This window comes from Wolbachia endosymbiont of Nasonia oneida (assembly GCF_009012935.1).
Lineage (GTDB): Bacteria > Pseudomonadota > Alphaproteobacteria > Rickettsiales > Anaplasmataceae > Wolbachia > Wolbachia pipientis.
Window position 1 is genome coordinate 45,419 of sequence record NZ_QESS01000004.1, and the last position, 26,985, is coordinate 72,403.

Genomic DNA, 26,985 nt, shown 5'->3' on the forward strand with positions numbered 1-26,985 from the left:
TTTACTGGCCTTTCTATTAGTGAGATTGAAGAATTAAGTGTGAACGGTACAGAGTAATTTCAAAGTGCATTTGCAGTTGGAACGGATACATTTAATGAGAGTCCCATTTCACGGTGTTCAAATCTACTCCTTCTTGTACCATCTCCCAAAGTGGGCTCATTTCTCTCAGTCGGCCAACATTTTTAGCAACAAGATCTGCTGCATACAAAACTTCTTCTTTAGTTGTAAATCGGCCTAGGCCAAATCTAATTGATGAATGCTCAAGGTCATGGCCATTATTTAGCGACCGTACGACATAGGAAGGCTCAAGAGATGCAGACGTGCACGCAGAACCAGAACTTACTGCTAAATCCTTGATTGCCATGATGAGAGACTCACCCTCAACATAAGGAAAGCTCAAGTTTAGGTTGCCAGGAATTCTATTTTCATAATCACCATTTAAAACGATATCAGGAAACGCTTCTTTTATCTTGTTATACAAAATATCCCTTAATTCTTCCACTCTAGTTGTTTCTTTTTTCATTTCTTCTCTAGCAATACGTGCCGCTTCACCAAAACCAACTGCAAGAGGTGTTGGAACTGTTCCAGAACGCATGCCTCTTTCCTGTCCACCACCACTAATTAGTGGTATCAGCCTAACACGAGGATTCTTTCTACGTACATATAATGCGCCTATTCCCATAGGTCCATAAATTTTGTGGCTAGAGAGACTCATAAGATCAATGCACATCTCATTAACATCAATTGGAACTTTTCCAAAGCTTTGAGCTGCATCTGTGTGGAAAAATATATTATGCTTTCTACATATTACACCAATTTCTTTGACAGGCTGAATTACTCCGATTTCATTATTTACCATCATCACTGAAACCAGGATTGTTTGATCAGTAATTGCTTCCTCAAGCTTTGATAAATCTATAATTCCGTTTTGCTTAACAGGCAAATATGTAACTTTAAAGCCTTCATTTTCCAGATGCCGACAAGAATCCAGAACACACTTATGCTCCGTGCAGACAGTGATTATATGATTTCCTTTATTTTTATAAAAGTGAGCAACGCCCTTGATTGCTGTATTATTTGACTCAGTTGCACCTGAGGTAAAGATAATTTCTTTGCTATCTGCGTTCACCAGATCAGCGATGTGTTTCCTTGCTTTTTCCACTGCTTCTTCAGCAGTCCAACCAAATGAATGGCTGCGAGAGTGTGCATTGCTGAACTCACCAAAGTAAGGTATCATCACCTCTAAAACACGGGGATCCACTTTAGTAGTAGATTGATAATCAAGAAATATTGGTAATTTTATTTTAGCATCATGTATTTTTTTACTTTCAACATTCATAAAGCTACCACAGAGACAAAATTTACAACCATTTAATAGCACTAAAACTTAATTTTTTCAAGATATAATCTTGCATCAAGTACAAAAGTGTCATCCAAGTAGCTGACACATAACTGTACGAACATTTATTTGCGAAAGCAGTGTGTTAAATGTTATAGCCAGTTTTGCCTCAAACACAAAGGCAGTGCCCAGACACTGGGATGACACCCTATTGGTGGCAATTGCTTCCAAATCATAATGTTTGTACAGCTGTGCGCCGTGCGCTGGAATCCGTTTTAGCCCTTATCTATATCTCAGTTCCACCAACAGTTATTGCGTCGACTTTGAGTGTCGGCTGACCAACTCCAACGGGCACATTTTGTCCATCTTTCGAGCATGTGCCAACACCAGGATCTAACTTTAAGTCATTACCAACCATAGATACTTTTTTCAACACTGTTGGACCGTCACCAATTAGTGTTGCTCCTTTTACTGGCTGTGTAATTTTGCCATTTTCTATTAGGTAAGCTTCCGAAGATGAAAAAACAAATTTTCCTGACGTTATATCAACCTGCCCACCACCGAAATTTACTGCATATAGACCTTTCTTTACGCTAGATATTATTTCCTTCGGTGTATACTTTCCGGGCAACATATAGGTGTTTGTCATGCGCGGCATAATAACTTCTTTATAACTGTCTCTTCTACCATTACCAGTTGGGCTTACACCCATGAGTTTAGCGTTCATATGATCCTGCATGTATCCTTTTAGGATCCCATCCTCTATCAATATATTATAACTGGGTGGAGTGCCTTCATCGTCTACGCTGATAGAGCCGCGCAAATTGGGCAGAGTTCCGTCATCAACTACTGTGATGTCACTAGCTGCTACTTGTTTACCCACAGAATTTGAAAATGCTGAGACTTTTTTGCGATTGAAGTCGCCCTCAAGTCCATGACCCACGGCTTCGTGTAACAATATTCCTGGCCAGCCTGGACCTAAAACGACTGTCATTTCTCCGGCTGGAGTTGGAATTGCTTCAAGATTTACCAGTGCTTGTTCTAACGCTTGGTTTGCAACTTCTTTCCACTTTTTCTCAGAAATAAACTTACTATAAGAGTCCCTTCCACCATGCCCTGCAGAACCTCTTTCGGTACGGCCATCTTTTTCTACAATGACTAGCACATTAAAACGTACCAGAGGCCTGATATCGCTTAATCTGTGATCACCCTTTATTATTTGTACAACTTGCCATTCTCCACTTAGAGTTATTTTTACTTGCTTCACGCAGTTATTTTTGGACCTTACATACTCATTAACCTCATTGAGTAGCTTAATCTTTGAATTCAGATCCATTTCATTTATAGGGTTAATCCTCGAATATAGGCTTTTTGTCTCTTCGTTTAAATTTATTGAATTTGTCTTGTTTAAAGACACTGAGCTTTTTACCATAGAAGCAGCATTACTAATTTCTTTTTCGCTGATCTCAGAAGAACAAACGAAAGATGTACTATCTTCACAAAAAGACCTTAAACCAAATCCCCTTCTAGTATTCAAGTCCATGTGTTTTAATATGTTATCCTCAAAAACCAGGGACTCCGACTGGCAAAATTCTAGAAACAGCTCACCACCATCGCTATTGCTCAAAGCGTTATTGACTATTTTATATACGTTATTAATATTAACATTGTTTTGAGCAAAAAATATTTGATCTAGATTTGGCATTACCTTTGAACTAAAAATTGTTTAAGTATATTATTTAACTTTAACATAGTAAACTATAAAAAGCCCGGGTGGCGGAATTGGTAGACGCGCTAGCTTCAGGTGCTAGTAACTTTTTAAGTTGTGGAAGTTCAAGTCTTCTCTCGGGCACTCTTAGCTTCCATATTGCTTATTGAATTAATTAATGTTATAATATAACATATTAGGTAATATTTATGCTATGTATGGTGAAAAAGATAAGTTAGCCTACAGAAAGAAGGTACGAACTTACTCGAAACGCTTAGTTACTACACTATCTACTATCTCTTTCATTGGATACATAGCGGCATTGGTCTTGAATATTCCTGTCTTAAGTCTGTATTTTAGTATTGCCGGCACTATATTCAGTGCACTTTCGTTTGCTTTAAATATATGGTCACTAAATGATCATTCCCGACAACAGAATCTTAATAAGAAATCTGGCATAAAAAACACTCCAGGACAAAAAAAGTTAACAAAGATCTATCTTGATATAGCATCCAGTGCTTCATTTCTAATAGGAGGTATTGCATCTATGTCGCTTTTTGAGTCTTCTGTTATTTATTTTGTTTCTACGCCTTTTTTTATTCTAGGCTGTGTTATTATGGCAGCTAATATCGTTCAAACTATGATTAGTGAACCACAGACAAAAAACGCCCTTGAGAATCTCTCTTCAAATACTGCAAGAGTACAAGCTTAAGTATTAACTTATACAGGAATATTAGCTATATAATTCCACTGAAGGAAGCCATTCAAAAGAGTTCGATGTAATTAGCGTCAAAAAAGTGTAAGCAGAAATTGTGGGCTTATTGGGGTAGGAGCGCTTAGTACTCCTACTTCCACATCAATTACTTGAATAATTGCTCAAGCTATCAAAATAAAAGTTTTTATTCAGTAATTTGTGTATAAAGGGTACTATTTTACTGGTAGTAAAATAAATCAGAATGAAGTCTATTTTATTAACGAGGCCTTTATTGGATTCGTTCAATACAAGAAATATATTGAGAAAGTATGGATACAAAGTTTTTATAGAACCAGTATTCACAATAAAGTACTTAAATCCTGATATATCTGCGCACGAATTTGACGTTGTAATATCCACAAGTAAAAACAGTGTAAAGGCTTTTAGTCAAATATGTAAAGAGGATGACTTTCCGATTATTACAGTTGGTAATTCAACCATGCAGGCTGCAAAAAATTTGGGATTTTCTGATATAATCTCAGCAGACAGCAACGTCGATGGTCTGATATCATTCATAAAAGCTCACTATTCAAGTGCAATAAAGTTCTTATATATAAGAGGACAAGAAGTATCATGTGACCTAAAAAAGAGATTATCTGAAGAAGATTTTAACGTAAGAGAAGTTGTACTCTATAAAACAATTATAAAAAGGAATCTAACTAATAGGTGTAAAAATTTACTATTGGATGGTAAAATTGATAGTGTTGCTTTTTTTTCCTCACAGACAGCAAGGATATTTTGTTCATTAGTTCTAAAAAGTGGGCTATCTCATGTGATGAATAATGCAGTTGCATATACCATGAGTAAGAACATTGCTGATAGTTTAAAGTTAATCAAATGGAAAAAAATTATAACATCGAGGTTGCCTACTGGAGAGAGTTTAATTGATATAATGAATAAGGATTGCTGATGCTAAAGATTGCAACTTGGAATGTAAACTCCATACGTAAAAGAGTTAACCAACTTTGTAGTTTTATAGTTGATAGTCAGATAGATATAGTTTTGCTGCAAGAGATAAAATGTACAGAAGAGCAATTTCCTTATGCAGAGATAGAAAAGTTAGGATATGAATATGCTATCTATGGACAAGTTGCAAGAAATGGCGTTTGTGTTTTATCTAAATATCCAATACTGGAGAAGTTTAAGATTGATATCGTAGAAGGTTATCAAGAAGCGCGTTATATAGAGTGCATAATAAAGCACAATAATCAGAAGGTAAGGGTGGGAAGTGTATACGTTCCAAACGGTCAAAGCCCGGACTCTCAAGCATTTGAATATAAACTCAAGTTTTTTGATAATCTATATGAAAGGATGAGCACTTTGTTAAAGAATGAAGAGTTAACTATTATAGCTGGCGATTATAATATTGCACCGGATGAAATTGATGTTTTTGATTCAAACTTATTGAATGGCCAAGTGTGCTTTCATATAAAAGAACGTGAGAAGTTAAGAGCGATCTTGAATCTTGGGTTTAAAGATGCGTTTAGAATATCTCACCCAAATTTGCAACAATTCACTTGGTGGCATTATCAAGGCAATTCACTCAGAAATAATCAAGGAATGCGAATAGATTATATGCTGTTATCACCACAAGCTGTAGATAAATTGGAAACATGCTACATAGATGATAGATTGCGTAAGCTAGAAAATCCGTCTGACCATACTCCTGTTGTATGTGCTATAGAATAATAGCAGATCTCTTACACAATTCACTTTTGGCAAACCTGAGTAGTCTTACCTTTGCTGCTCTGTGGTTCTTCCCTTCGTTTGTTTTCCTTTCCTGTCCAAGATTGATCGCGCTGCTCACTCTTTTCGTTTTCCCTGTTGTTTCTCTGGGAAATTTGCTCAGGAACAGGTTGTTGTTCACTCTTTTCTTTTCCTTGGGAAATTTGTTCAGGAACAGAGGTACCTTTCTCAACTTCTGTAACTGGGGTTTTTAAAATATCATCAATGCCCTCGAGAATTTTTCCATTCAGTTTTTCTCTCTTTTCTGTATCATTTTTATCTTGTGAGTTAGGGTCATACAAAGTACCTTTTTTGTTATTTGAAAAAAGAACCTCCACTCCTCCTTTTATGGCAAATATTGTGCCGATAGCAGTAAGAACTACTCCGAGTGTAGTAGGACCAAAAATTAACATTGGAATAGTGGAAAGAAGGACAGGAAAAAAGATCTTGCTTAAGAACGTTGTTACCATCTCTTCATCACTGAGTGGTGGTTCATCCTCTTCTTTCTTGTCTTTACCTAAGAATGGTATTTTTTCTTTCATCCCATCCATAAAGGAGCCAGAAATATTTTTCGGGTCTATTTTGATCCCTCCAATTAGCAGCAGCAGCATTTCCAATACAAACTTTATGGATGAATCTTTAGCTTCTGTACCGCGTATATCAGCTACACAGTCATCTACTACTTCTTTTATTTTACCATTCTTGAGATTCTCCTCATTAGCTAATTTTTTCTCTCTAATTTTCTCAAATACGGAAAGTAAAAACTGAGAAAAATTCTCTTCACTGAGTGATTTTATATCTTCTGGATTGACATTGTTGAATATCTTTCCACTATTCTCAAATACAAAAGTAAAAATTTTCTTTTCATTTTCATCCTGTAATCGAGGTAACCGTTCCTTTAATGACTTCAGATCACTCTGTAATTTTTGTTTTTCTTTCAATTTCTGTTTCTTCTTTTCTATTTCCTGTTCCTTCTTTTCTATTTCCTGTTTCGTTTGCTCTTCTAGTTTTTCTGGATTTTTAAAAATATCTAGGAAAGTACGATAGATTAACTGATGTTTCTCTTTTTCAAATTTAAAAACTTTCTCATCTTTGTTAGTTACCTGAGTAGGTAACTTTGGAGGTTTTGAACTTTTTACTTGTGGGCCTATCATGGCTGACCTATTTGCATTTGCTATGTTCTATTCTAACATATTTTTCGTATTAGTTCAAATGATTTATACTCCTAGAATTCACGATGTTTAAGTCATAATTAAGGGAATTTAGACCCCAGTTGTCGCCAACTTTTATTTCTACTTCAAGTGGTACAGAAATTTCTATTGCATTTTCCATTATATCTTTCATAAGTTTTGCTGTTTCTTGTACCTTTTCGTCCTCTACTTCAACCAGTAGTTCATCGTGAACCTGGAGGATTATTTTACCTACTTTCAATTGGTCAAAAAGCTGAATTGTCGCACGTTTTATTATATCAGCAGCGGTTCCTTGCAGTGGTGCGTTTATTGCTGCCCTTTCTGCAAATTGTCTTATATAAGGAATTGTATTGTTTATGTCTCTTACAAAGCATCTCCTGCCAAACAAAGTTTCTACATAACCATGCAATCTTGCGATAGACACTGCTTTTTCCATATAGGCCTTTATTTCTGGGTAACAGGAAAAATAGTAATTAATGTATTCAGCAGCTTCCGCAATGGTAATTCCAAGCCGCTTTGCAAGACCAAATGGGCTAATGCCATATATAATTCCAAAATTGATGGATTTTGCTTTGCGTCTTAATTGCTCATCTATTTCTTGCACTCCAAAAACTTGCCTAGCGGTGATCTCATGAATATCTTGTCCGTTTGCAAAAGCTTCTTTAAATGCTGCAACGTTTGCAACGTGTGCCAGGAGTCTTAACTCTATTTGTGAATAGTCAGCAGAAATTATCTTATGCCCTTTTGGCGCAATAAATGCTTGTCTGATAAGATTTCCCTCTTCGCTTCTGATAGGAATATTCTGTAAATTAGGATTGCTGGAGCTCAGCCTTCCAGTTGCAGTTGCAGTCGTTGAAAAGCTTGTGTGTATTCTACCATCAAGTGGATCAACTTGCTTTATTAATGCATCAGTGTAGGTGCCTTTTAATTTACTTAAATGTCGCCAATTTAAGATTTTACTTGCGATTTCTACCCCTTCTTCTTCGAGTGCCTCTAGAACTTCATAATTGGTGCTATACGATCCAGATTTTTTTGACTTTTTCTTTTTATTAAGCCCCATTTTGTTGAATAAAACATCACTTAATTGTTTTGGCGAAGCAATATTAAATCTTTCTCCTGCCAAATTATATATCTCATCTTCAAGCACGGCAATTACCTGCTGAAATTTATCGGACAGCTCCTGTAATTTTTGTATGTTCAGTAATATCCCATTTTTCTCCATATCAAATATTACTTTCATAAGTGGCTTATCGAAGCGCTCGTAAATTGTGAACAATTTTTCCTGAAATAACCTTTGCTTTAGCTTTTCATGAATTGCTATTAAAGTTTTTGCCGAGAAAATTTCTGCATTTTCACTCAAATTATGCGCAACTATGTTTGGAATGCTGTGGTCATGCTTTCCTGTATCCAAGCTATACGACATTATCATCAAATCATCAACTGAATCTAGCATCTTCTCTACTACAGGGAAGATTTTCCTGATCTCTTTAATGTTATGTATTATTTTAAGCACCCCATTTGAGAGTAAAGTTGAGTTAATTGTAATGAGTGCATCTTGTATGCTGTCTTGCTCTATATAAAAAATATTACTTTCGCTATAAGATAAGGAAATTTTGTTTAATAAGTTGTCTTCAAAGTGGCAATGAATTGCAATTTTGCCTTCGTATCTACAATGCTCCAAAAATTTCTCTAACTCTTCACTACTATATTCTGTTTTCTTTTCTGTGCTAGATCCATTGTAAGAAAAAAGCTTTTCCACTTTCCCTATTAAGGAATTGAATTCATACTTCTTTAAAAAGGATAACAGTTTTTCCATATTTGGAGGGCGAACTTCATATTTTGCAATATCATGTTGAAGGTCTACTTTTTCGCATAGTGATAAAAGCTCTCTTGAAATTAGTGCTTTTTCCTTATGTTCGGTAAGAATATTACGAATCCTCGTTTGCTCGATGTTATCAATGTTCTCTATAATATTATTCAATGAATCAAATTCATCTAGTAATTTAGCTGCAGTCTTCGGACCTATTCCTGGAACACCTGGAATGTTATCGGATGCATCACCAGTTAGAGAAAATAAATCAAGAAGCTTGTTTGAATTTACACCAAATTTTTCTACTATTTGTTTTTCATCTATGTATATATTTTTAATGGGGTCGAATATTAAAATATTGTGGTTCAAGAGTTGAAACAAATCTTTATCTGATGAAACGACTACCACTTTAAAGTCTTGGTGGTTGGCGTATTTTGCAGCTAGTGTTGCGATTATATCATCTGCTTCATAACCTTCAATCTCTTCATAGCTGAGGTTAAAAGCTTCTACCGCTTCCCTCAGTATGGTAAACTGTGGAGTTAGATCCTCAGGAGGCGTTACTCTGTTCGCTTTGTACTCAGGATATAAATCGTGCCTAAAATTCTTTTTTCCTGCATCAAGTGCTATAGTTAAATAGTCCGAATGGGCAATGTACTTAAGAACCATATTCAGAAAGCCATATACACCACCTATTGGCATTCCTGTTGTGGTAATTAAGTGAGGTAGTACATAGTAAGCTCTGAAAAGAAAACCATAGCCATCGATGATTGTGAAAGTTCTTTCTTTCATTGTAGATATTTATGCGTGCTTTTGATGGTCCACTATTTAGCTGAGAAAATCAAGTTTTTGTTTTTCTGCTTTTGAGCGTTGTAAGAGATTTTACCGAAAATAGCATTCATGATGGGGATGTACACATATGTAATATCAAAACCTAGTAGAAGAAATTTGACCTTACCCAGAAAAAGTGGAGAGAAAGTGTGGAATGTTTTTTACAAAAAGAATGATGCATCAAATTGTTCTGGAATGCAATAGTTAATAGTGACGTTGTTTGTTATAAAAAATTTCTATGTATTCAAATATTGCAGTTCTAGTTTGTTGAGCAGAGTGTTGTGAAGTATCAATAAGTATTTCTCTTTTCAATGAGCTAAAGAAGCTTTCTGCAACAGAATTGTCGTAACAACAGCCTTTATTACTCATCTATATTCTTTACAGCTAAGAGATATTGATACCCTTGCGCAGTATATTGTGAACCTTGGTCACTGTGCAGCAGTAGATTTTTAACAGGTTTACGCCTATTAATGGCCATTAATAAAGAGTTCATAACCAATTGTTTATTTATTGCACTACTCATTAACTACCATACGTGAGAATTATTGCTGCCAAATATAGCCATCCCTCCTTGGTTTTGATGTAAGTAATCCCATACTTTATTTGGTTGATCAACAATAAAGTTTTGATCTAGTATATTGGGAGCTACAGCTCTATTATCTGTTTGTTGTTTTTTAATTTTAAACTTTCTTCTCAGTATAGCCCTGATGTCATTTTTCTGCATAATACTTTGCACCGTTTTCAAATTGCAACTTTTACCCAAAGCCTTCAATTCAGCATGAATTTTAGGAGCTCCATATCTACATTTAGAAACTTGATATATTTTTTGAATAGCTGCGAGTAGCTCTTTATTTGCTGATTCTCTACTGCTTATTTTTCTTGTGGTCCACTTATAGTAGCCACTAGCAGAAAATCCTACATAATTCCTGTACTTTATAGCAGTTACTATATAAAAAAATATTTTACTCTTTTTGACTGGCCAGGGCTTTTTTTTAAATGTCTCTTTCCCTTGTTACTCTTGCTTTGTAAATCAAACCTCTCTTTGTCGTAAGGAGCCATGTTACCTCTACCTGGAAATGCATTTGCCGCTGACTTTTTTTCGTTATATTTCTTCATCCATTTTCCTAATACACTATCCCTTATTCCTAGATCTCTTGCTACTTTTGCAACTGGTTGACCTACCTTTCTTTGTTCATTTGCCAGCTTAACAGCTTCCAATTTGAATTCTGCCGTATATTCTCTTACCATTTCTAATCCTCCAAAATTTTATTTTACCCAAAAAAACTCTTTTCTTTCTCTCCACTTTTTCTGGGTAAGGTCACTATTTCTTAAGTAATTTACACTTCAGAGTTTATCTGCTTTAAAGTTTACTCTATTCTGTTTCAGCATTTGTCATAAATCCTTAATTATTTCTGACTTTTTAGTTCAGTTTTTAACCATTCTTTCCTTAACTTAATGGCAGTGACAATAAGCCTATCTATCATTCTGATGTGATTTCAGTTTTGTTTACGTGCAAACTCTCTAATCCCACCTTGTAGTTAGGATAAATTAGAGAGACATTAAGATCTTTTTTAATTTTAACATTACTTACTTTTTTTGATCCTAAATAAAAACTCTGTGCATAATCTGGTAACTCAATTGGCTCTGGAGGGCTAATATTGAGAAGTTTGGCCGCATACATTATCACTTCAGATTGTGTAGTGGGTAAATCGTCTGCACAATTGTATATTTCACCAGGTTTTATGTTTTGCATGGAAGAAAATAAAATATTCGATATATCTTCAACGTGAATACGAGAAAAAAAATGCCCTTCTTTTTTCACATTTCTTGCTTTGCCAAGCTGCAAGTCAATTAACACGTTCCTACCAGGGCCGTATATTCCAGCTAAACGAAAAATATGTACAGGCAATCTGCTATTTAGCCACTTCTTTTCAGATTTAAGGCGCTTTTCTCCTCTGATTTCTATAGGTTTTGTTTTAGATTCCTCATCAACCCAATTACCAGAGTGATCACCATAGACGCTAGTTGCAGACAAATAACCAAGCCATTTAACATTTTGCAGGCAATTACCGTATCTCTCCACAACATCATCGCCATCTGGAGGAATAGAAATTAAAACGTGCGTTGCGCTTTTAAGCAGATCTTGGCTAACTTTCTCATAATTACAGAGGATTACATTTTGTATATTTTTACTTCTTGATGTGCCACTAACTTTCCAACCTAAGTTCAGTAGTTTTTTCGATAAAAATTTAGCTACATATCCATAACCAAAGCAAAATAAGTGCATGAAAATTAATTTTTAAAGTTCTTCTTGATAAATTCTACTCCTAATTTTATTCCCTCTTCATTGATAATATGCCCTAATCCATGAATTGGGTGCCCTTCAACATTTACTCCATTTTCTTTCAGAGCTTTAACCGCTAAGTCGAGGGACGAAAAAGGTACCACGTCGTCAGCATCACCATGGATAACACATATGTTAGGTTTTGATTTGATCTCTGGTGCAGTTTTTGAAGGTAAAAGAAACCTACCAGAGTATGCAACAACTGATGCACAGGATTGAGAGCGGGTGAGAGCTGTATGTATTGCAAGCATTGCTCCTTGAGAAAATCCAACTAAAGAAAGTTGCGTATCTTTTAAATTAAGCTCCTTTAATTTTGTATCAATGAAATGATTTACAATTGATGTAGCATTTTTTACTCCATTATATAGCGCTTCCTCACTACGATCTTCCAAGCTAAACCACTGATAACCGTCACCTATTTCTCTCTTAAACGGAGCATTGGGTACTGCAAAATATGAACCCAGTAAAAACTTGCTCATAACTTTAGCAAGGTGAATGAAATTATCGCCACTTGAGCCCCAACCATGTAAAAAAATAATCAAATTTTTCTTATTTCCGCCTGCACAAATTTCTGGGCCTTTAAGTTCAATCATTTCTTTTCCTTTTGCATTTATATTTTTATTTAACACTAATTTTCAAATTTGTAAAACCAATGTGCAATTACGTTCCCGATACTATAGCTAAAGTGACTTAGGTTCATCGACGATTTGAAAAACCGTCATTCCGCTACTCGTTAGCGGCTGAGATACCGCGAATGAATCGCGGTATGACGTAGGATTGCTGTCATTCCAGTGCTTGACACTGGAATCCAGGAAACTTAACTTTACACCAGGTAATAAGAACTGGATCCCAGTGTCAAGCACTGGGATGACACCTCTGGGCACTGCCGTCATAAAGGAACCAGTGTCAGCTACTTTCATGACATCAATAATTGACCTCGACTTACCGTCCAACTAGAAAGTTGTATATAGAATGACAGAAATCCAGATGTTATTTATTTACTTTCGATCTTTTCTATCAATTTTTTAACTAAGCCTCTTAGCTTTTTACTGGATTCATCAAGCTCTTGAATCTGCGAGCTGCGCTCTTTCATTAGTTCCTTATAGTTACCTCTTATGTAGTCAATCATTTCCTTCATCTGAGCAATCATCTTGTTAACATCCATACTGCCCAAATCAGGTATCATGCCAGGCATAGCCCCTTCTAACATACCGCCAGCCATAAGCTGCTGAGACATTTGCATAAATGGTTTTAAAGCCTGATTAAGCAATTCAGGATCCTTGGCTAATTTTTCTATTTGCTCTTTGCAAGTATCCATATACTGCTTCATAAATTCATCTTCTTGCCCTTTGTCTATCATAATTATAACCTACCTAAAAATACGTGTCCTTTATTATATATTATTTTAAAATTAAAAACAATACAAAATACCTGTCACAATTGCATTAATACTTTTTAAATAATAAAAAATGCTCCTTTGCTTATAAAGGGTCACATACCTTCTTTAACCATTCCTTATCTTTTACGCTATTTTCTAAGTTTTTATAGACAAATTGATGGTAGCCATTTATCCATTCAATTTCATCCTTAGTAAGCATTTGCACATTTATTAGTCTTCTATCATATGGAATAGAGGTCAGTTGTTTAAAGTTTAAGAAGCCATTCTCTTGCCTGTCAACATATATCAGATTTTCAATTCTTATTCCATACTCTCCCGGAATGTAATAGCCAGGTTCGTTGGAAAGTATCATCCCTGGCGTGAGTTTCACTTTATTACTTTTTGATATTGCTTGTGGTCCTTCGTGTACTGATAGGTAACTTCCTACTCCATGCCCTGTACCATGCATATAGTCCATTCCAAATTTCCATAAATGCGTACGTGCTAATATATCCAATTCTCCACCAGTAGTGCCAGGAGGAAAGATGACACTTGCTATAGCAATGTGAGCTTTGAGTACTATTGTATAGTGGGTTATTTGTTCATCAGTTGGATTGCCAATTGCTACAGTTCTTGTCACATCAGTTGTGCCGTCAAGGTACTGGCCACCAGAGTCAATCAAATACAGTCCATCTTTCTGAATTACTTTATTCGTCTTACTGCTTGCACGATAGTGAATTATTGCCCCATTCTCATTAAATGCTGAAATTATTGGAAAACTTAGTTGCTTAAACAAATTCTGCTCTTTTCTGTATTCTAAAATCTTTTCTTCAGCTTCAAGTTCTGTACCAACATTATTTTCAAGCCAATATAGAAAATTTGTAACTGCCACTCCATCTCTGATGTGCGCATTTATAGCCCCAGCTATTTCAGTTTGGTTTTTTGCTGCTTTATAAATTAGACAAGGATCTTCTCTCTCAGCTACCTGTTTATCTTTTATTACAGCCATGATACTCATTGGAGTTGTGTTTGGATCCATGACTATTGAATTTAGCTTGTGCAGCGAATTTTCTAGCTCACTAATATCAAAAATATTTATATGATTGCCTAAATTTGCTTCTATAGTTGAATGTTCTTTATCTTGAATAAACAAATCAACATTACCGCTTTTATACAATATAGCACGACCCAATATACATGGAGTATATTTAGCATTTTCGTTTCTTAAATTTAATAACCATGAAATTGAATTTGGATCAGTTAAAAGCACTGCTTCAGCTTCTTTATCTATACTTTTAGCGACTTTTTCACATTTGTCCTTACTACTTTCACCAGCATGTTCAATAGAATGTAAAACCACTGCTTGTTTTCGATAGTCACTTTTTTTTCCAGCTAAACAGGGTATGAATTTACAGATATTCTCATACTTTCTTATATCTTCTATGGTAAAATATTGCAAATAATAACCTAGTGAGGCAGTCGATGTTAAGTTTGCTTTTATCCATTCGCGTGGATCCTCTTCTTGTATATTATATACTTGAAAATTGCCCTGATCGAGCTGATTGCGAGCTTGTGTGATGTAGCGTCCATCCGTAAAAAATGGGCACTTGTTGTCTTTTGTAACGATAAGTAGCCCATTTGTTCCTGTGAAGCCACATAACTTGGTTAACTCGTCTGAATATTCATTTAAATATTCGTCTTTAGTATGCAACATAAATGCATCAACATTTATTTCATGCATAAATGAACGAAATTCTTCGATTTTTGACATGGGATACCTCACAGCAGCTACTTTCGTTTTCTTATTCCTAAGGTACACTAATATGCTCACTATCGCTGCGGGAGTGATGCCTTGTATTTGCTTTGCAATTCTAATCGTTGCTGGTTTTATCGTCTGCAACTTTTCTATTACTTCACTTGACAGGCCTTTAACTTGTGAATAGTTAAAATCAATTGGAATTTGAGTGTTAATTTCCTCTCGTAAAAACTTCATATCCGCTTCTTGTCTTATTAGATAAGGTTTGTATTTTGCTTCAATTTCAACCGCTTCGCATATTTCATTCTTAGTTATGCTACCCATTGCGGTGCCATCCCAGCGCGTGATGCTGCTTAACTCCGGCCATATTTCTTGTAATTTATTCCAGTCGATGTTTGGATAGCTAAGTAAATCTAGTGCCGTTTTTCTTATCCCATCATAAGATATTTTGATACCATAAGACCTAAGCTGCTCAGGAGTAATCGTCAGACTCCCTAACTTCTCTTCAAGCTGCTTAATGGATTCAAGTTTATTCTGTAAAACAGAGTATCTCTCATGCGAAACAAGGGAAATATCATAACCTTTTTGTGTTAATCTTCTATCTGCATTGTCTGACCTGATAGCTAGCCTATATTCTGCACGTGAGGTAAATAATCTATAAGGTTCGATCACCCCTTTGGTGACTAGATCATCTATCATTACGCCGATATATGAGTCTGTGCGATGAAGAACAAAGCTTTCTTTTTTTTCAGATGCAGAGAGTGCTGCATTAATTCCGGCAATAATTCCTTGCCCTGCTGCTTCTTCATATCCAGTGGTGCCATTAATTTGGCCAGCAAAATATAGGCCTTTAATTTTCTTAGTTTCAAGAGTATGGCTTAGTTCTCGTGGATCAATATAGTCATACTCAACTGCATATCCAGGTCTTAGTATTTCTGCATTTTCAAGTCCCTTGATACTCTTTATCATTTCACACTGCACTTCAATAGGCAATGAATTTGAAATTCCGTTCGGGTATATAGTATCATCATTCAAGCCCTCTGGTTCTAAAAATATTTGATGACTACTTTTTTCTGCGAATTTTTTAACCTTAGTTTCAATGGATGGGCAGTATCTTGGTGCTATAATATCATCCAAATACGAAGAAGCTGACCTGTGCAGATTCTCTCTAATTATTTTATGCGTGTTTTCATTAGTATGGGTAATAAAGCATGATACCTGAGGTTGGTTAATTTTTTCTGTTAAGTAAGAAAACGGCACAGGTGGATTATCACCCACTTGTTCTTGCAATATTGACCAGTTTATAGTGCCACGATCAAGCCTTGGCGGAGTTCCGGTACGCAGTCTACCTAATTTAAAATTATATTTCTTCAACGTATTTGCAAGTTCCACTGCAGACTTATCTCCCATTCTCCCTGAAGGAGTTACCTGCTCTCCTATATGAATTACACCTTGCAGGAAAGTTCCCGTAGTTAAAACAACTTTACCTGTTAGTATATGTTCCCCTGAGCTTGTTATTACAGCTTTAATGCACAATTCTCCATTGTTATTACTCTCTATAAGAAAATCGTCAACCGACTCTTCTTTTACCGTCAAATTATTATAATTTAGAATAATTTCCTGTATTGCTTGCTTGTATAATTTTCGGTCTGCCTGTGCACGCGGGCCCCATACTGCTGCACCTCTGCTGCTATTTAAAATGACTGAGTGTATACTTGCTTGATCGATTGCTCTTCCCATTATTCCATCAAGAGCGTCAACTTCCCTGACTACAACGCCCTTTGCAACTCCTCCGATTGCTGGATTGCAGGACATTTCCCCTATAGTTGAAATTTTATGAGTTATAAGCAGCGTGTTTGCACCAAGGCGAGCTGCAGCAGCAGCAGCTTCGCACCCTGCATGACCACCACCTACTACTACTACATCATATTTATGCATGCCTTCTTGAGTAATTCTTACTCTACTAATATTCTAACTATTAGCGGTTAATGTCAAATTTTACAGTAATTAACTATTTCAATCATCAGTGGCCAATGTATAGCTAACTCACGTCATACCGTCACGGTATCTCTAGATCCCGCTAACAAGCAGCGGGATGACGGTTTTTCAAATTATCGGGTTTTAGTGGGGCGAGCGACCAGGATCGAACTGGCGACATTCAGTACCACAAACTGACGCTCTACCAACTGAGCTACGCCCGCCAAGATATAAAATTTCTAACATAAGAGCGCAAATAGTCAATTGATTATTTAACTCTCCTTTTGCAGAGGGTTTTAAGTTTAGCCAATAAATATTTTCATTGATACTTTTACCATTATAGTTAATTGTATTGACACTAATGAAGTAGTGGTATGTTTAAAAGTATTTTCACATTTAGTTTTTTTACGGCTATTTCAAGGATCTCAGGGTTAATAAGAGATGTATTGATTGCTACGGTTATTGGTGCGAACTCTCTTGCAGACATATTTTTTTCTTCGTTTCGTTTTGCCAATCTATTTCGAGCATTTTTTGCAGAAGGAGCGTTCACTACCTCATTCATACCATTATATTCGACAGAATCATATGATAATAAAAAGGCATTTAATTTTGCAAGTAGTGTAATATCCATTACGTTTATTATCTTAGTAATTTTTTGCCTTATCATGCAAACTTTCTCCCCTTATATGATTCAAATTTTTGCTCCTGGATTTGACCAAAGTAAGTTTACCCTTACTGTTACTTTATCAAGAATTATGATGCCCTACATAATCTTTGTTTCAATTGCATCACTTATTGGTGGAATGCTGCAAGTAAAGCAGCATTTTGCTTCAACAGCTATTGCACCAATCGTTTTGAATCTCTGTTTAATCATCAGTTTGTTTGTGCCTTACGTAAAAACTCCAGCGCACAACCTTTCTATAGCTGTCCTTATAGGAGGAATTTTCCAGCTACTTTTGATACTATTTAGTGCATACAAGTTAAAGGCAGCTTTTTCTTTTAGCCTTGAATTAAGCAATGAAGTAAGGTTATTTTTTAAGCGTGTGATACCTGCAATTATCAACAATTGTGTAACTCAAATAAGCTTATGGATTGATACAATCATGGCGAGTTTTATACCAAATGCGGTGTCTTATATATATTATGCCGATAGACTAAATCAACTACCGCAGGGAATAATCGGTACTGCAATTGGTACAGTGCTTCTTCCTTTAATTTCAAAACAGGTGGATAATACTGAAAATATAGTCAAAATACAGAACAAGGCTCTCAACATAGGATTAATGTTAATTATGCCAACAACTGCTGCCTTTATCATTATTCCCGACATAATTTTACTTACGCTTTTTTCTTACGGCCGGTTTGATCATTATGCAGTGCAGCAAACTGTTCCCACTTTAATAGCATTTTCTCTTTCTTTACCTGCATTTATTATAAATAAAGTATTGCTACCTACATTTTTTGCTAAAGGCAATCTGAAAATACCAACCATATTTTCGCTAATGTGTCTTGGAATTAATGTAGTGCTAAACCTTTTGTTAATGAACGAGTATCAGCATACGGGGATTGCTATTGCTACTTCCGTTTCCACTTGGATAAACTCTATTCTATTAATTAGTTATTTAACAATAAATAAAATGTATAAGGTTAGCCAAGCGTTATTGTTAAATGTCATGAAAATTTTTGTAGCAACGGCAGTCATGTCAATAGCCCTTTATATTTTTAATTCTTTGTTGGCAGGATTATTTTTTGATAAAATGTTGGCTCGTATTGTTTATTTAACGACTTTAATAGCTTTGAGTGTTATTGTTTATTTTGGTATTCTCTATTTAATATTTAAGGGAAACTTTAAGCATGTGTAAATTATGAGACTTTCTTTATATGCTATATTATCAATCTCACTGCTATTAATTCTCATGCATGTTGCTGCAACTTTTAAGGATTGGAGTGGCTACAGGAAATATATCATAAAAGAGTTAGAGAAGACGTATGATGCTAAAGTGCATATTGGGGGAAAAATTAAAGTTTCGTTGATTACCCCAAAGCTCACTATTTATAATGTATACGTACAATACAACGAAAATAAAGAGCAAAAGTTGTCAGATTTAATTAGTGTAAGAAAAATTGAAATAAGGCCATCGTTCCTATCGTTGTTTTTATTTTCGTTGCAACCAAAGTCAATCACATTGTTTGGCATGAAAAGCAACAAAGAAAATTTACTTAATATTATAAATACAAACGCCAGTGGTAACACAGTCGATATAGTAATAAAAGACAGCCAAGTAAGTTTCAAGAATGATTTCGCTGATATTGTTAACATAAAGGAAGTTGCTGTAAAAAAAAATAAGCAGTTTTTTGGTAAAGTAAAGGTAGGTGATAATAATTACGATTTTTCAGGAAAGGTTAATATCACAAAAAGGAATGTACACATTAGTGTTGAATCAAATTTTGTAAATTTGCTATTTACAGGTAATAGAAATCAAGAAGAACTCCAGGGTAATTTAACATTAACAATTAATAACAGTTCCGGTTCTGTGAGTGATTTAGCAAAAATCATTAATCTTAGCTTTCTCTCTTGTGTTATTCCTAGCGAAAATATCAAGATATCATCCAATATAAGTCTTAATGAAAGTGAGTTTACGGCAACTGACTTAAAAATTGATTCCAAAAGCATGCAAGCCAGCGGTACAATACAAAATGATAGAAAAGGCAATCACACTAATTTCAATATTAGCTTCAGTAAAGTTGATTTAGATTCCATACAAAATGATTCACAAAGAACAATGAATATGAAGGATCTTCTGGAATGTTTTAGAGCAGTTGTGCCAAAGAACTTGAGCTTAAATTTTAATATGGAAGCTTCTAACATTCAATATCAAAACAAAATATTGGACAATTTCCGTGCTGTACTAAAATCCACTGATGGCAAAGTAAAAGTTAATACGCTTCTTAAATTTCCTGGAATCAATAATATATCTTACTTATCAGGAGAGATCTCAAACAATAATGTCCTATCTGAATTCAACGGCGATTTATTAGTCGAAGGAAATGATTTTGGGTCATTCATTTCATGTTTTTTCCCTTCTATAAAGATGAAAGAAAACCAGAAAAATCAATTTACACTAAGTTCTAAACTGCACCTTGCACCAAGAATATTATCTATCTCAGACATTAGACTGCTAAATAATAAGGAATCCTTGCAAGGGTCAATTAGAGTAAGCCACACAAAAAAACACAATGTGATCAATGGTGAATTTAGCATGCATAATCTTGATGCAGATAAATATGATCATTCATTATTTAGCAGTTTACCTAAAATGCAATGGCTGAAAAATTTTCAGTATGATGCAAATATAAAGGCCCGTGTTAATAACCTTACATTGAATGATACGAAAATTAAAAATTTGGATTTTTTGCTAAAAATGGAAAAAGGTAAGCTAGTTGCAGATAAAATAAAACTATCTGGAGAAGATTTCGATATTACCGGTAATGCAAAAATATTAGCAGATCAAAAATACGCCAAACCTTTATTAGATGTTAACCTTACGGGCAGTAAATTTAATGGAAAAATTATTACATTACCAAATTTAGTAGAGACGAAAAGAAATTCAAGAAATGAGATAGATCAAATTCAATGGTCAACAAAGCAGCTTGATTTTTTGGATGATAAAGAAGGCTTTGATGCAAATGTGCAAATCAATACTGCAGAATTTAAAACCAAGCATAATGTTTTGAAAGATTTTAATTTGGATGCGGTAATGAGAAACAACACTATCACTATCAGGCAGGCAAGTTACGTATTAGAACGCGGGCAAGTGTTTTTTCAGGGTTATTTAAGATCAGACTCAATAAATACAAGGTTTTCTATTGTAAATTTGGACACTAAAAAGATTGGTAAGGTTATAGGAATTGACAATGTAAATGGTCAGGTAAGCTTAAATGGTGAAATCAAAACTCAAGGAAAAAGTTTTCATGATTGGGCTAGTAACTTATCAGGAGATGTAAACTTACAAGCGCAAGGAATAGAAGTTACTAATGTAGATTTCAATTCATTTATCACTAATTTGTTAAGCAGTAATAATAAGTCTGAAATCTCCACACTTGCTTATGTTGATATATATAACGGTAAAACATCTTTTGAAAATATTAGCGGAAAAGCAAGTATTAAGAGTGGTATATGTTCAACTAGTTTACAATTCGGGATTGATCAAGCATCAGGATCAATCTCTTCTAATTTAACCTTATCTAACTTCGCTTTAGCTTCTATATTCAGGTTCTTTTTCATACCACCAAATTATAGTAATCCAATCTATATCGATATGCATTTGGATGGCCCTATTTGGCGTCCTAAGATGAGTTTTGATGTAGACCAAATCTTCACCGCTCTGGTTGGCAAGAAAAATAGTTGATTTACTTAGGCGTACGGTTTAGGAGACAATGAACTCATCTGAACGGGTACAAACTTAACCTAACTCATCACCACCCGGCAGCGGTGGTAAGCCAAATGCTTCTCTTTTTTCATTGAGCGTCATAAAGCTTGCATTTTCTACGTATTTCCACAACTTTTGTCTCTTTTCCATGAGAATTTCTATTGCATCTTTGTCATACGACAAGCACAGATCTTCACCAAATCTTGGTATCAGCCAAGAATTCAGGTGACAGATAATATTTTCTAGCGTTGGTAAAACCGTCTGCTCCCAAAGGGACAGGCGTGCTTCGACTAAATTGCTATAAGTGTTATCACCTGGTATGCCAAGCAACTGCGGCGGAACACCAAAAGCCAGGGCAATATCACGAGCTGAACTGTGTTTGGACTCAATAAAATCCATATCCCTCGGCGAAAGACTCATCTCCTTCCACTCCAAGCCTCCTTCAAGCAATATCGGTCTTCCAGCATTGACAGGACCTGAATAATGATCATTTATCTGCACCTTTAAGCGTTGGTACTGCTCTTGACTTAAACTTCCACCACTTCCATCTTTCGCTGATTTCACAACTATTGCACCACTTGGTCTTGCCCCATTTTGCAACATCGCTTGATTCCAAGCACCCGCCTGATTATGCTGATCTATGCTATATGCAGCTGCCTCAATTGGTGATAGCCCATACCAATCATTCAAAGGGTTAAAGGTCTTTAAGTGCAACACTGCTGAACGTCCGGTTAGTTTATCAACTTTAAAGTCATAACTGTTGTTATTTATGGCATAACGATAGTTATAAGGAACGTTATTTCTCCCTGGAACAATTTCAACCCTATCGGGGCGCAGAAGATAAAGCTCTGTTGGTGGTTTTCTATTGTTCTGCGACTCAACCATCAATATATAAGAATTGCCGTTAACTAACCGATAAGTTACAATCCCCTCAATAAATTCCGATTTTGATGTCATTGGGTTAGGAGAATAAAGTAATTTCAGTAATGGATGGGCTTTTAGTTGCGATTTTCCCTGATCAGTAAGCTGGCAGAGAGTAAAAGGTACCGAAGATGCAGCACTTGCAATCATATTAATTGCTCGAAAGGCAATAACATTTTTTATGTAACCTTCCTCAGCAAAACTTACATAATCACGCTTACTCCAACTTGGCTCCATCATTAGCTGCAAAGCAGAATATTTAGTAAATACTGCGCTTTTTTTTCTTTGAAAAATATTGAGATTCATATATGCCTCCTAAAAAATTGAATTTGTGGTAGAATTATATCAATTGGTGTCACAGGAAGGATATACTAACGTACGAACATTATGTTTGAGAGCAATCTCTACACAGTAGTTAAATGGCAGGCACAATCAAGGGGTAGCAAAAAGAATGAGCTTTTTTTTGAGCTGAGCGAAGCCACCTAAGGTAGAAAATGAATCAGGAAGGAGTAAAAATATATTTAATATTTATATGATGTACTTACTTATAAATATCTTTTCTGTGTCCTATCTCTGTGATAACCACTTCATATTTTATAATATTTACGGAATAGATAACGCGATAATCACCTACCCTTAATCTTCTTTGTCCTTTAAATCTGTAATATAATGGCTCACCAAGGTTAATGGGATCAACTGTAAGGCGCTTATTTATCGCATTTATGATCCTTAATCTTATTGTTTTTGGAAGAGCTGGAAGGTCTTTCTCAAGAACGCTTTCTATGAAGATAATATTGTATTCCAGTCTACATCCTCACTTCTAATTTTCTTTACACCTGAAACATTACGTTTAGCAGCACGCTCAATTAGTATTTTATCTTCCTCATTTTCAATTGCTTCTTGTATTAGCTTCTCTGTTAGTTCTTTAATGGACTTATTTCTTATTTTAGCCAGTCCAGCAAGACACTCTGAAATTTCGTTGTTGAAAGTTATGCTAAATTTTGAGTTTGCCATATATTTTACCTAAAATCTACTAATAATTATACAACATTTTTCTGAATTTTTCAATAAAAAAAGTTGCCTATACGTAAAGAGGACCTGTGTTGACAAATAATTAAACATTTGTCATGTACTATGTTTGTTAAGGAGAAATAGCACAGAAGTTAGTATTAAGTATATTAGGAATAAGAAAGGCTGCGCCCAGTGTCACACACTGGGATGACAGGAAAAGAACGCACTGCTATACTAAAAAGAAAAGAAATTGAACATGACAGAATGGCTAATATCTAATCAGCTTATTGATTATAACTGTGCCGTAAAATCTATGGAAGAGAAAATTCAACAAATTCACAATAATTCAGCAGACGAATTAGTATGGCTACTCCAGCACCCTCCACTTTACACTGCAGGAATCAGTGCAACAGATGACGACGTTGTTGAAAAATTATTTCCTATATATAAAACAGGCAGGGGTGGCAAATACACATATCATGGTCCAGGACAGCGCATTATATATTTAATGTTAAACCTTAAAAAAAGAAACAAATGCGATATAAAGCTATATATTAGAGATCTAAGTAAGTGGATAATAAATGTTTTAAAGCAATTTAATATACTTGGAGAATTTAAAGAGGATAGAATAGGTGTTTGGGTGAATAACAATGGAGTAGAAAAAAAAATTGCAGCTTTTGGTATCCGTTTAAGAAAATGGGTAACTTATCATGGCATAGCGCTTAATGTCTCCCCCAACCTCTCTCACTATAAGGGCATTATTCCTTGTGGACTGCAAGATTATGGCGTCACGTCAATGGAAGAACTAGGAGTGAAAGTTCCACTCTCTGAATTGGATGATATACTAAAAAAAGAGTTTTATAAGATATTTTAATGATTGTTTACCTTTTATATTTCATTCTCACTTTATGTGCTAACACAGGTATTCATGCAATCGACCAAGTTGATATTATTGCTCCTTCCTCCAAGGGAAAAGAATCAGATCTGACTACCATAAAAGAATATGTAGAAGCTTTGGATTTTAATCCCCATATTTCGGAGAAAATATATAGTAATGATAATCCATTTTATTCCAACTCTGATGAATTCAGAGCAAATGATTTGATTAGTGCACTAATCGGTGATAGTAAAATAATCTGGTGTATCAGAGGAGGAGAAGGGGCTTCTCGGTTAATTCCCTATCTAGAAAAGTTACCCAATGATAAAAAAGAAAGGATTGCTCAAAACAAAAAGATCCTCATAGGCTATAGCGATATAACTGCCTTGCACATCTATCTACAAGCTAAATATGATTGGCAAACTCTTCACGGCACCATGTTGGAAATGATAGTAAATAACTCCGTTTCTGAAAGCTCTGTTGAAAAATTGAAAGAGTTAATTCTTAACAAGCGGGATTCTATCAGATTTGATAACCTAAAGACGATAAATAATGGCATTAGACTAAAAGATGGCAGATTAGAGTCTAAAATCATCGGTGGTAATATGACTCTAGTTGAAAATAGTATAGGAACCGCTTGGCAAATAAATGCGAAAGGTAAAATTCTATTTTTAGAGGACATAAGAGTTTACCCATATGCAATAGAGCGCAGTTTAGATCACCTAAAACAAGCCCACATCTTTGATGGAGTACATGCAGTAATCTTTGGGGATTTCGTTAACTGCTATAACGATAACCTTGTTGAAGTTGTAAAAGAAAGGTTTGCAAAAAGTGTTAACTTTCCTGTATTTACAATGAAAGGGGTAGGCCATGGACATACAAATGATCCTTTACCTTTTAACACTCACGCTATTATTAGCGTTCAAGACGAAAAAGAAGGTTTGTTTTTTATGGACGTGCAGAATTTAGCTAATCTTATAGCTAACGCGAGCTCTACGTCATACCGCCGCAGTATCTCTTAGCCGCTAACACGTACTTAACCGTCATACCGCGATTCATTCGCGGTATCTCATCCGCTAACAAGAGATCCCGCTAACATGTAGCGGGATGACGAATTGCTTAACCGTCATTCCGCCGCAGACCGTCATACCGCCGCGGTATCTCTTAGCCGCTAACACATAGCGGAATGACGAAGTTATCGTCATGCCACCGCGAACCGTCATACCGCCACGAACTGTCATACCACCACGAACCGTCATACCGCGATTCATTCGCGGTATCTCTAGATCCCGCTAACACGTAGCGGGATGACGGTTGTCAGGGTGTCATGCAAGTAGCTGACTACTTGGATCTGGTAGGCTTAAATCACAATGCCCGTAAAGCTGCGACCCTAGAGCTACTATCTCTCACCCACTGCAAATATTGCACGGTACTATCCACTTGATCATCGTGTCGAGTTTCAGGAAACATTAAAATCTCATACTCAAAATCGTTCAGCCATACTGCTTGGTGCGGCAGAAAAACCTTGCCAGACTCTATAATCGGAACAATTTGATAAAATCGAGTGAGCTTGTCATCATGTGGTACTATTTCGATAATTGGTAAATCACTGTTTGTCTTTAGCTCTTGCACCAATTGCTGACCACTTGTTTTTGCTTCGATTAAAATTGCGTGCGGTGTCCATCTTGCAGCTAGTGACAAAACTTGCTCTTTAAGCTTTGGATACTCAAGCTTTGCACGATATACATCAAGTAAATAGAATTTGTTATCTATTTTTGCCCAGGTGGTGCAGACGCTAAAGTTGCTCATGCTGCTTGTTGAAACTGCAGTGTCCCAGCTCTGAGTGACATATGAGAGACTATCAGAAAAATTTCTATAGCGCTTCAGCCACTCTCGTTTAATTATACCACTTGAAAGTGGCAGAGGGTTTTGTTGATATTGTGCAGCAAAAGCGTAACTTCCAAGTTCAACCTTTATCATCTCAACTTCTTCTTTTCCTCCATCTAGGTGGTATAGCAACTGACCTTCTTCTCTTGAGTATAATATTACGGGTGGTGTCATTCTAGCACTTGATGCTGTAATCCAGCTTTTGTACTCATTTGTAGTTACTCGGGTGACAGGAACAAGAAAAGGAGGCGCTGGCTTTTTGATTGAATAGATAATCTCCTTATTTTCAGATATCATCGGTAAACAAGTATGGTTCCATATGTTTTTCGGTTTGGAGAGAAGGTGTCCGGTCAAATCTTCCTGATGTAGCCTATGCATCACAAGAACAATTACTCCTTTTTTTCTGTCGTTGAGCCTGGTTACTAGAGTCTGGTCAAACCAGTTTGTGGCACGTTTTCTAAACGTTTCGCTCAAAGCTTGAGCGGGACTCAGTGGATCATCCACGATGATGAAATCACCACCTTCACCTGTTAACGTCCCTCCAACTGACGTTGCGATTCTGTATCCTCTCTGCACTGTTTGAAATTTGTATTTGGTATTCTGATCTTTGGATAGTCCTACCTCTGGAAACAGCTCTCTATACCAACTAGACTGCATTATGCATCTTGTATCGAGCGAGTGCTTTTCGCTAAGCAGCCGAGAGTAGCTTGCAACTATTATTCTTGCAGTTGGCTGATTTCCCAGTATCCATGCGGGCCACGCAACGCTTATGCACAGGGACTTCATTGAACGCGGAGGCATATTGAATATTATTCGCCTCATTTTGCCAACATTTGCCGCTTCAAGTCTGTCTGCTATGACTTTTATATACTGATAATCATTATACTCACACCCCGGCACCACCGTTTGAAAGCACAGTTCAATGAATTTTAGAAAGTTCATGATATAATGTTGAAACCAACGCGTGACGCTGGGATGACAAAAAAAGGAGCACTGAAGGCTATAGGTGAGACGTTGCGGTATCTCTAGATCCCGCTAACAAGCAGCGGG

General features: G+C 35.9%; 21 protein-coding genes, 2 tRNA genes and 1 pseudogene. 8 read left to right on the plus strand and 16 right to left on the minus strand.

Going from position 1 to position 26,985, the window contains the following annotated elements; all coding sequences use genetic code 11:
• Nucleotides 1-91 precede the first annotated feature (91 nt).
• From DEF52_RS02920 to tldD, 3 genes are all read right to left on the minus strand, one after another.
• Nucleotides 92-1,339: an IscS subfamily cysteine desulfurase gene (locus DEF52_RS02920; protein WP_151807811.1), complete on the minus strand. Its 1,248-nt coding sequence runs from the start codon at nt 1,337-1,339 to the stop codon at nt 92-94.
• Between the two features lie 90 nt (nt 1,340-1,429).
• The gene (locus DEF52_RS06080; RefSeq protein WP_153296798.1) at nt 1,430-1,570 is read right to left on the minus strand and encodes a hypothetical protein; all 141 of its coding nucleotides are present in this window, start codon (nt 1,568-1,570) and stop codon (nt 1,430-1,432) included.
• Between the two features lie 55 nt (nt 1,571-1,625).
• A complete protein-coding gene (gene tldD, locus DEF52_RS02925) occupies nt 1,626-3,044 on the minus strand; it encodes a metalloprotease TldD (RefSeq protein WP_012673328.1) in 1,419 nt (472 codons plus the stop codon).
• Between the two features lie 62 nt (nt 3,045-3,106).
• Between tldD and DEF52_RS02930 the strand changes: the two genes are divergently transcribed.
• The 4 genes from DEF52_RS02930 (at nt 3,107) to DEF52_RS02945 (ending at nt 5,490) form a co-directional block, all read left to right on the plus strand.
• Nucleotides 3,107-3,191: transfer RNA gene (locus DEF52_RS02930), tRNA-Leu, on the plus strand.
• A gap of 70 nt (nt 3,192-3,261) precedes the next feature.
• The gene (locus DEF52_RS02935; protein ID WP_012673329.1) at nt 3,262-3,759 is read left to right on the plus strand and encodes a hypothetical protein; all 498 of its coding nucleotides are present in this window, start codon (nt 3,262-3,264) and stop codon (nt 3,757-3,759) included.
• A gap of 244 nt (nt 3,760-4,003) precedes the next feature.
• Entirely contained in the window at nt 4,004-4,711 is a 708-nt protein-coding gene (locus DEF52_RS02940; protein WP_151807812.1) for a uroporphyrinogen-III synthase, read from the plus strand.
• The gene (locus tag DEF52_RS02945; RefSeq protein ID WP_151807813.1) at nt 4,711-5,490 is read left to right on the plus strand and encodes an exodeoxyribonuclease III; all 780 of its coding nucleotides are present in this window, start codon (nt 4,711-4,713) and stop codon (nt 5,488-5,490) included. Before DEF52_RS02940 ends, DEF52_RS02945 begins: the two co-directional genes overlap by 1 nt.
• A gap of 20 nt (nt 5,491-5,510) precedes the next feature.
• Here DEF52_RS02945 and DEF52_RS02950 read toward each other — a convergent pair whose 3' ends face one another.
• From DEF52_RS02950 to DEF52_RS03005, 9 genes and pseudogenes are all read right to left on the minus strand, one after another.
• Complete coding sequence (locus tag DEF52_RS02950) at nt 5,511-6,680, minus strand: hypothetical protein (protein ID WP_151807814.1); 1,170 nt, start codon at nt 6,678-6,680, stop codon at nt 5,511-5,513.
• 49 nt (nt 6,681-6,729) lie between these two features.
• The gene (gene polA / locus DEF52_RS02955; protein ID WP_151807815.1) at nt 6,730-9,315 is read right to left on the minus strand and encodes a DNA polymerase I; all 2,586 of its coding nucleotides are present in this window, start codon (nt 9,313-9,315) and stop codon (nt 6,730-6,732) included.
• A 200-nt stretch (nt 9,316-9,515) separates the two neighbouring features.
• Nucleotides 9,516-10,602: pseudogene (locus DEF52_RS07020) on the minus strand (IS3 family transposase).
• Between the two features lie 232 nt (nt 10,603-10,834).
• The gene (locus DEF52_RS02975) at nt 10,835-11,641 is read right to left on the minus strand and encodes an SDR family oxidoreductase (RefSeq protein ID WP_151807817.1); all 807 of its coding nucleotides are present in this window, start codon (nt 11,639-11,641) and stop codon (nt 10,835-10,837) included.
• A gap of 5 nt (nt 11,642-11,646) precedes the next feature.
• A complete protein-coding gene (locus tag DEF52_RS02980; RefSeq protein ID WP_151807818.1) occupies nt 11,647-12,291 on the minus strand; it encodes an alpha/beta hydrolase in 645 nt (214 codons plus the stop codon).
• An 87-nt stretch (nt 12,292-12,378) separates the two neighbouring features.
• Complete coding sequence (locus DEF52_RS06250) at nt 12,379-12,618, minus strand: hypothetical protein (protein ID WP_166806539.1); 240 nt, start codon at nt 12,616-12,618, stop codon at nt 12,379-12,381.
• Between the two features lie 74 nt (nt 12,619-12,692).
• Complete coding sequence (locus DEF52_RS02990; protein WP_044471285.1) at nt 12,693-13,058, minus strand: hypothetical protein; 366 nt, start codon at nt 13,056-13,058, stop codon at nt 12,693-12,695.
• Between the two features lie 121 nt (nt 13,059-13,179).
• Nucleotides 13,180-16,770, minus strand: a complete 3,591-nt coding sequence (mnmG, locus tag DEF52_RS06875) for a tRNA uridine-5-carboxymethylaminomethyl(34) synthesis enzyme MnmG (protein WP_410543283.1) — start codon at nt 16,768-16,770, stop codon at nt 13,180-13,182.
• A 187-nt stretch (nt 16,771-16,957) separates the two neighbouring features.
• Nucleotides 16,958-17,033, minus strand: a tRNA-His gene (locus DEF52_RS03005).
• Between the two features lie 150 nt (nt 17,034-17,183).
• Between DEF52_RS03005 and murJ the strand changes: the two genes are divergently transcribed.
• Entirely contained in the window at nt 17,184-18,671 is a 1,488-nt protein-coding gene (murJ, locus tag DEF52_RS03010; RefSeq protein WP_010962984.1) for a murein biosynthesis integral membrane protein MurJ, read from the plus strand.
• Nucleotides 18,672-18,674: 3 nt separating this feature from the next.
• The gene (locus DEF52_RS03015) at nt 18,675-21,218 is read left to right on the plus strand and encodes an AsmA family protein (protein WP_151807820.1); all 2,544 of its coding nucleotides are present in this window, start codon (nt 18,675-18,677) and stop codon (nt 21,216-21,218) included.
• A 54-nt stretch (nt 21,219-21,272) separates the two neighbouring features.
• Here the strand turns inward: DEF52_RS03015 and DEF52_RS03020 are convergent, their stop codons facing one another.
• The 3 genes from DEF52_RS03020 to DEF52_RS03030 form a co-directional block, all read right to left on the minus strand.
• Nucleotides 21,273-22,466, minus strand: coding sequence for a phage portal protein (locus DEF52_RS03020; protein WP_151807821.1), 1,194 nt, complete (start codon nt 22,464-22,466; stop codon nt 21,273-21,275).
• A 235-nt stretch (nt 22,467-22,701) separates the two neighbouring features.
• The gene (locus DEF52_RS03025; RefSeq protein WP_080717643.1) at nt 22,702-22,965 is read right to left on the minus strand and encodes a type II toxin-antitoxin system RelE family toxin; all 264 of its coding nucleotides are present in this window, start codon (nt 22,963-22,965) and stop codon (nt 22,702-22,704) included.
• Nucleotides 22,941-23,174, minus strand: a complete 234-nt coding sequence (locus DEF52_RS03030) for a DUF6290 family protein (protein WP_010081986.1) — start codon at nt 23,172-23,174, stop codon at nt 22,941-22,943. Before DEF52_RS03030 ends, DEF52_RS03025 begins: the two co-directional genes overlap by 25 nt.
• A gap of 253 nt (nt 23,175-23,427) precedes the next feature.
• Here DEF52_RS03030 and lipB point away from each other — a divergent pair, with 253 nt between their 5' ends.
• Together lipB and DEF52_RS03040 are read left to right on the plus strand one after the other, a co-directional pair.
• Nucleotides 23,428-24,045 carry a lipoyl(octanoyl) transferase LipB gene (gene lipB, locus DEF52_RS03035; protein WP_151807822.1) on the plus strand — a complete coding sequence of 206 codons (618 nt, stop codon included), beginning with the start codon at nt 23,428-23,430 and terminating at the stop codon, nt 24,043-24,045.
• Complete coding sequence (locus tag DEF52_RS03040; protein WP_151807823.1) at nt 24,045-25,070, plus strand: LD-carboxypeptidase; 1,026 nt, start codon at nt 24,045-24,047, stop codon at nt 25,068-25,070. Before lipB ends, DEF52_RS03040 begins: the two co-directional genes overlap by 1 nt.
• Nucleotides 25,071-25,413: 343 nt before the next feature.
• Here DEF52_RS03040 and terL read toward each other — a convergent pair whose 3' ends face one another.
• Nucleotides 25,414-26,877, minus strand: a complete 1,464-nt coding sequence (gene terL, locus DEF52_RS03045; RefSeq protein ID WP_151807824.1) for a phage terminase large subunit — start codon at nt 26,875-26,877, stop codon at nt 25,414-25,416.
• Between the last annotated feature and the right edge of the window lie 108 nt (nt 26,878-26,985).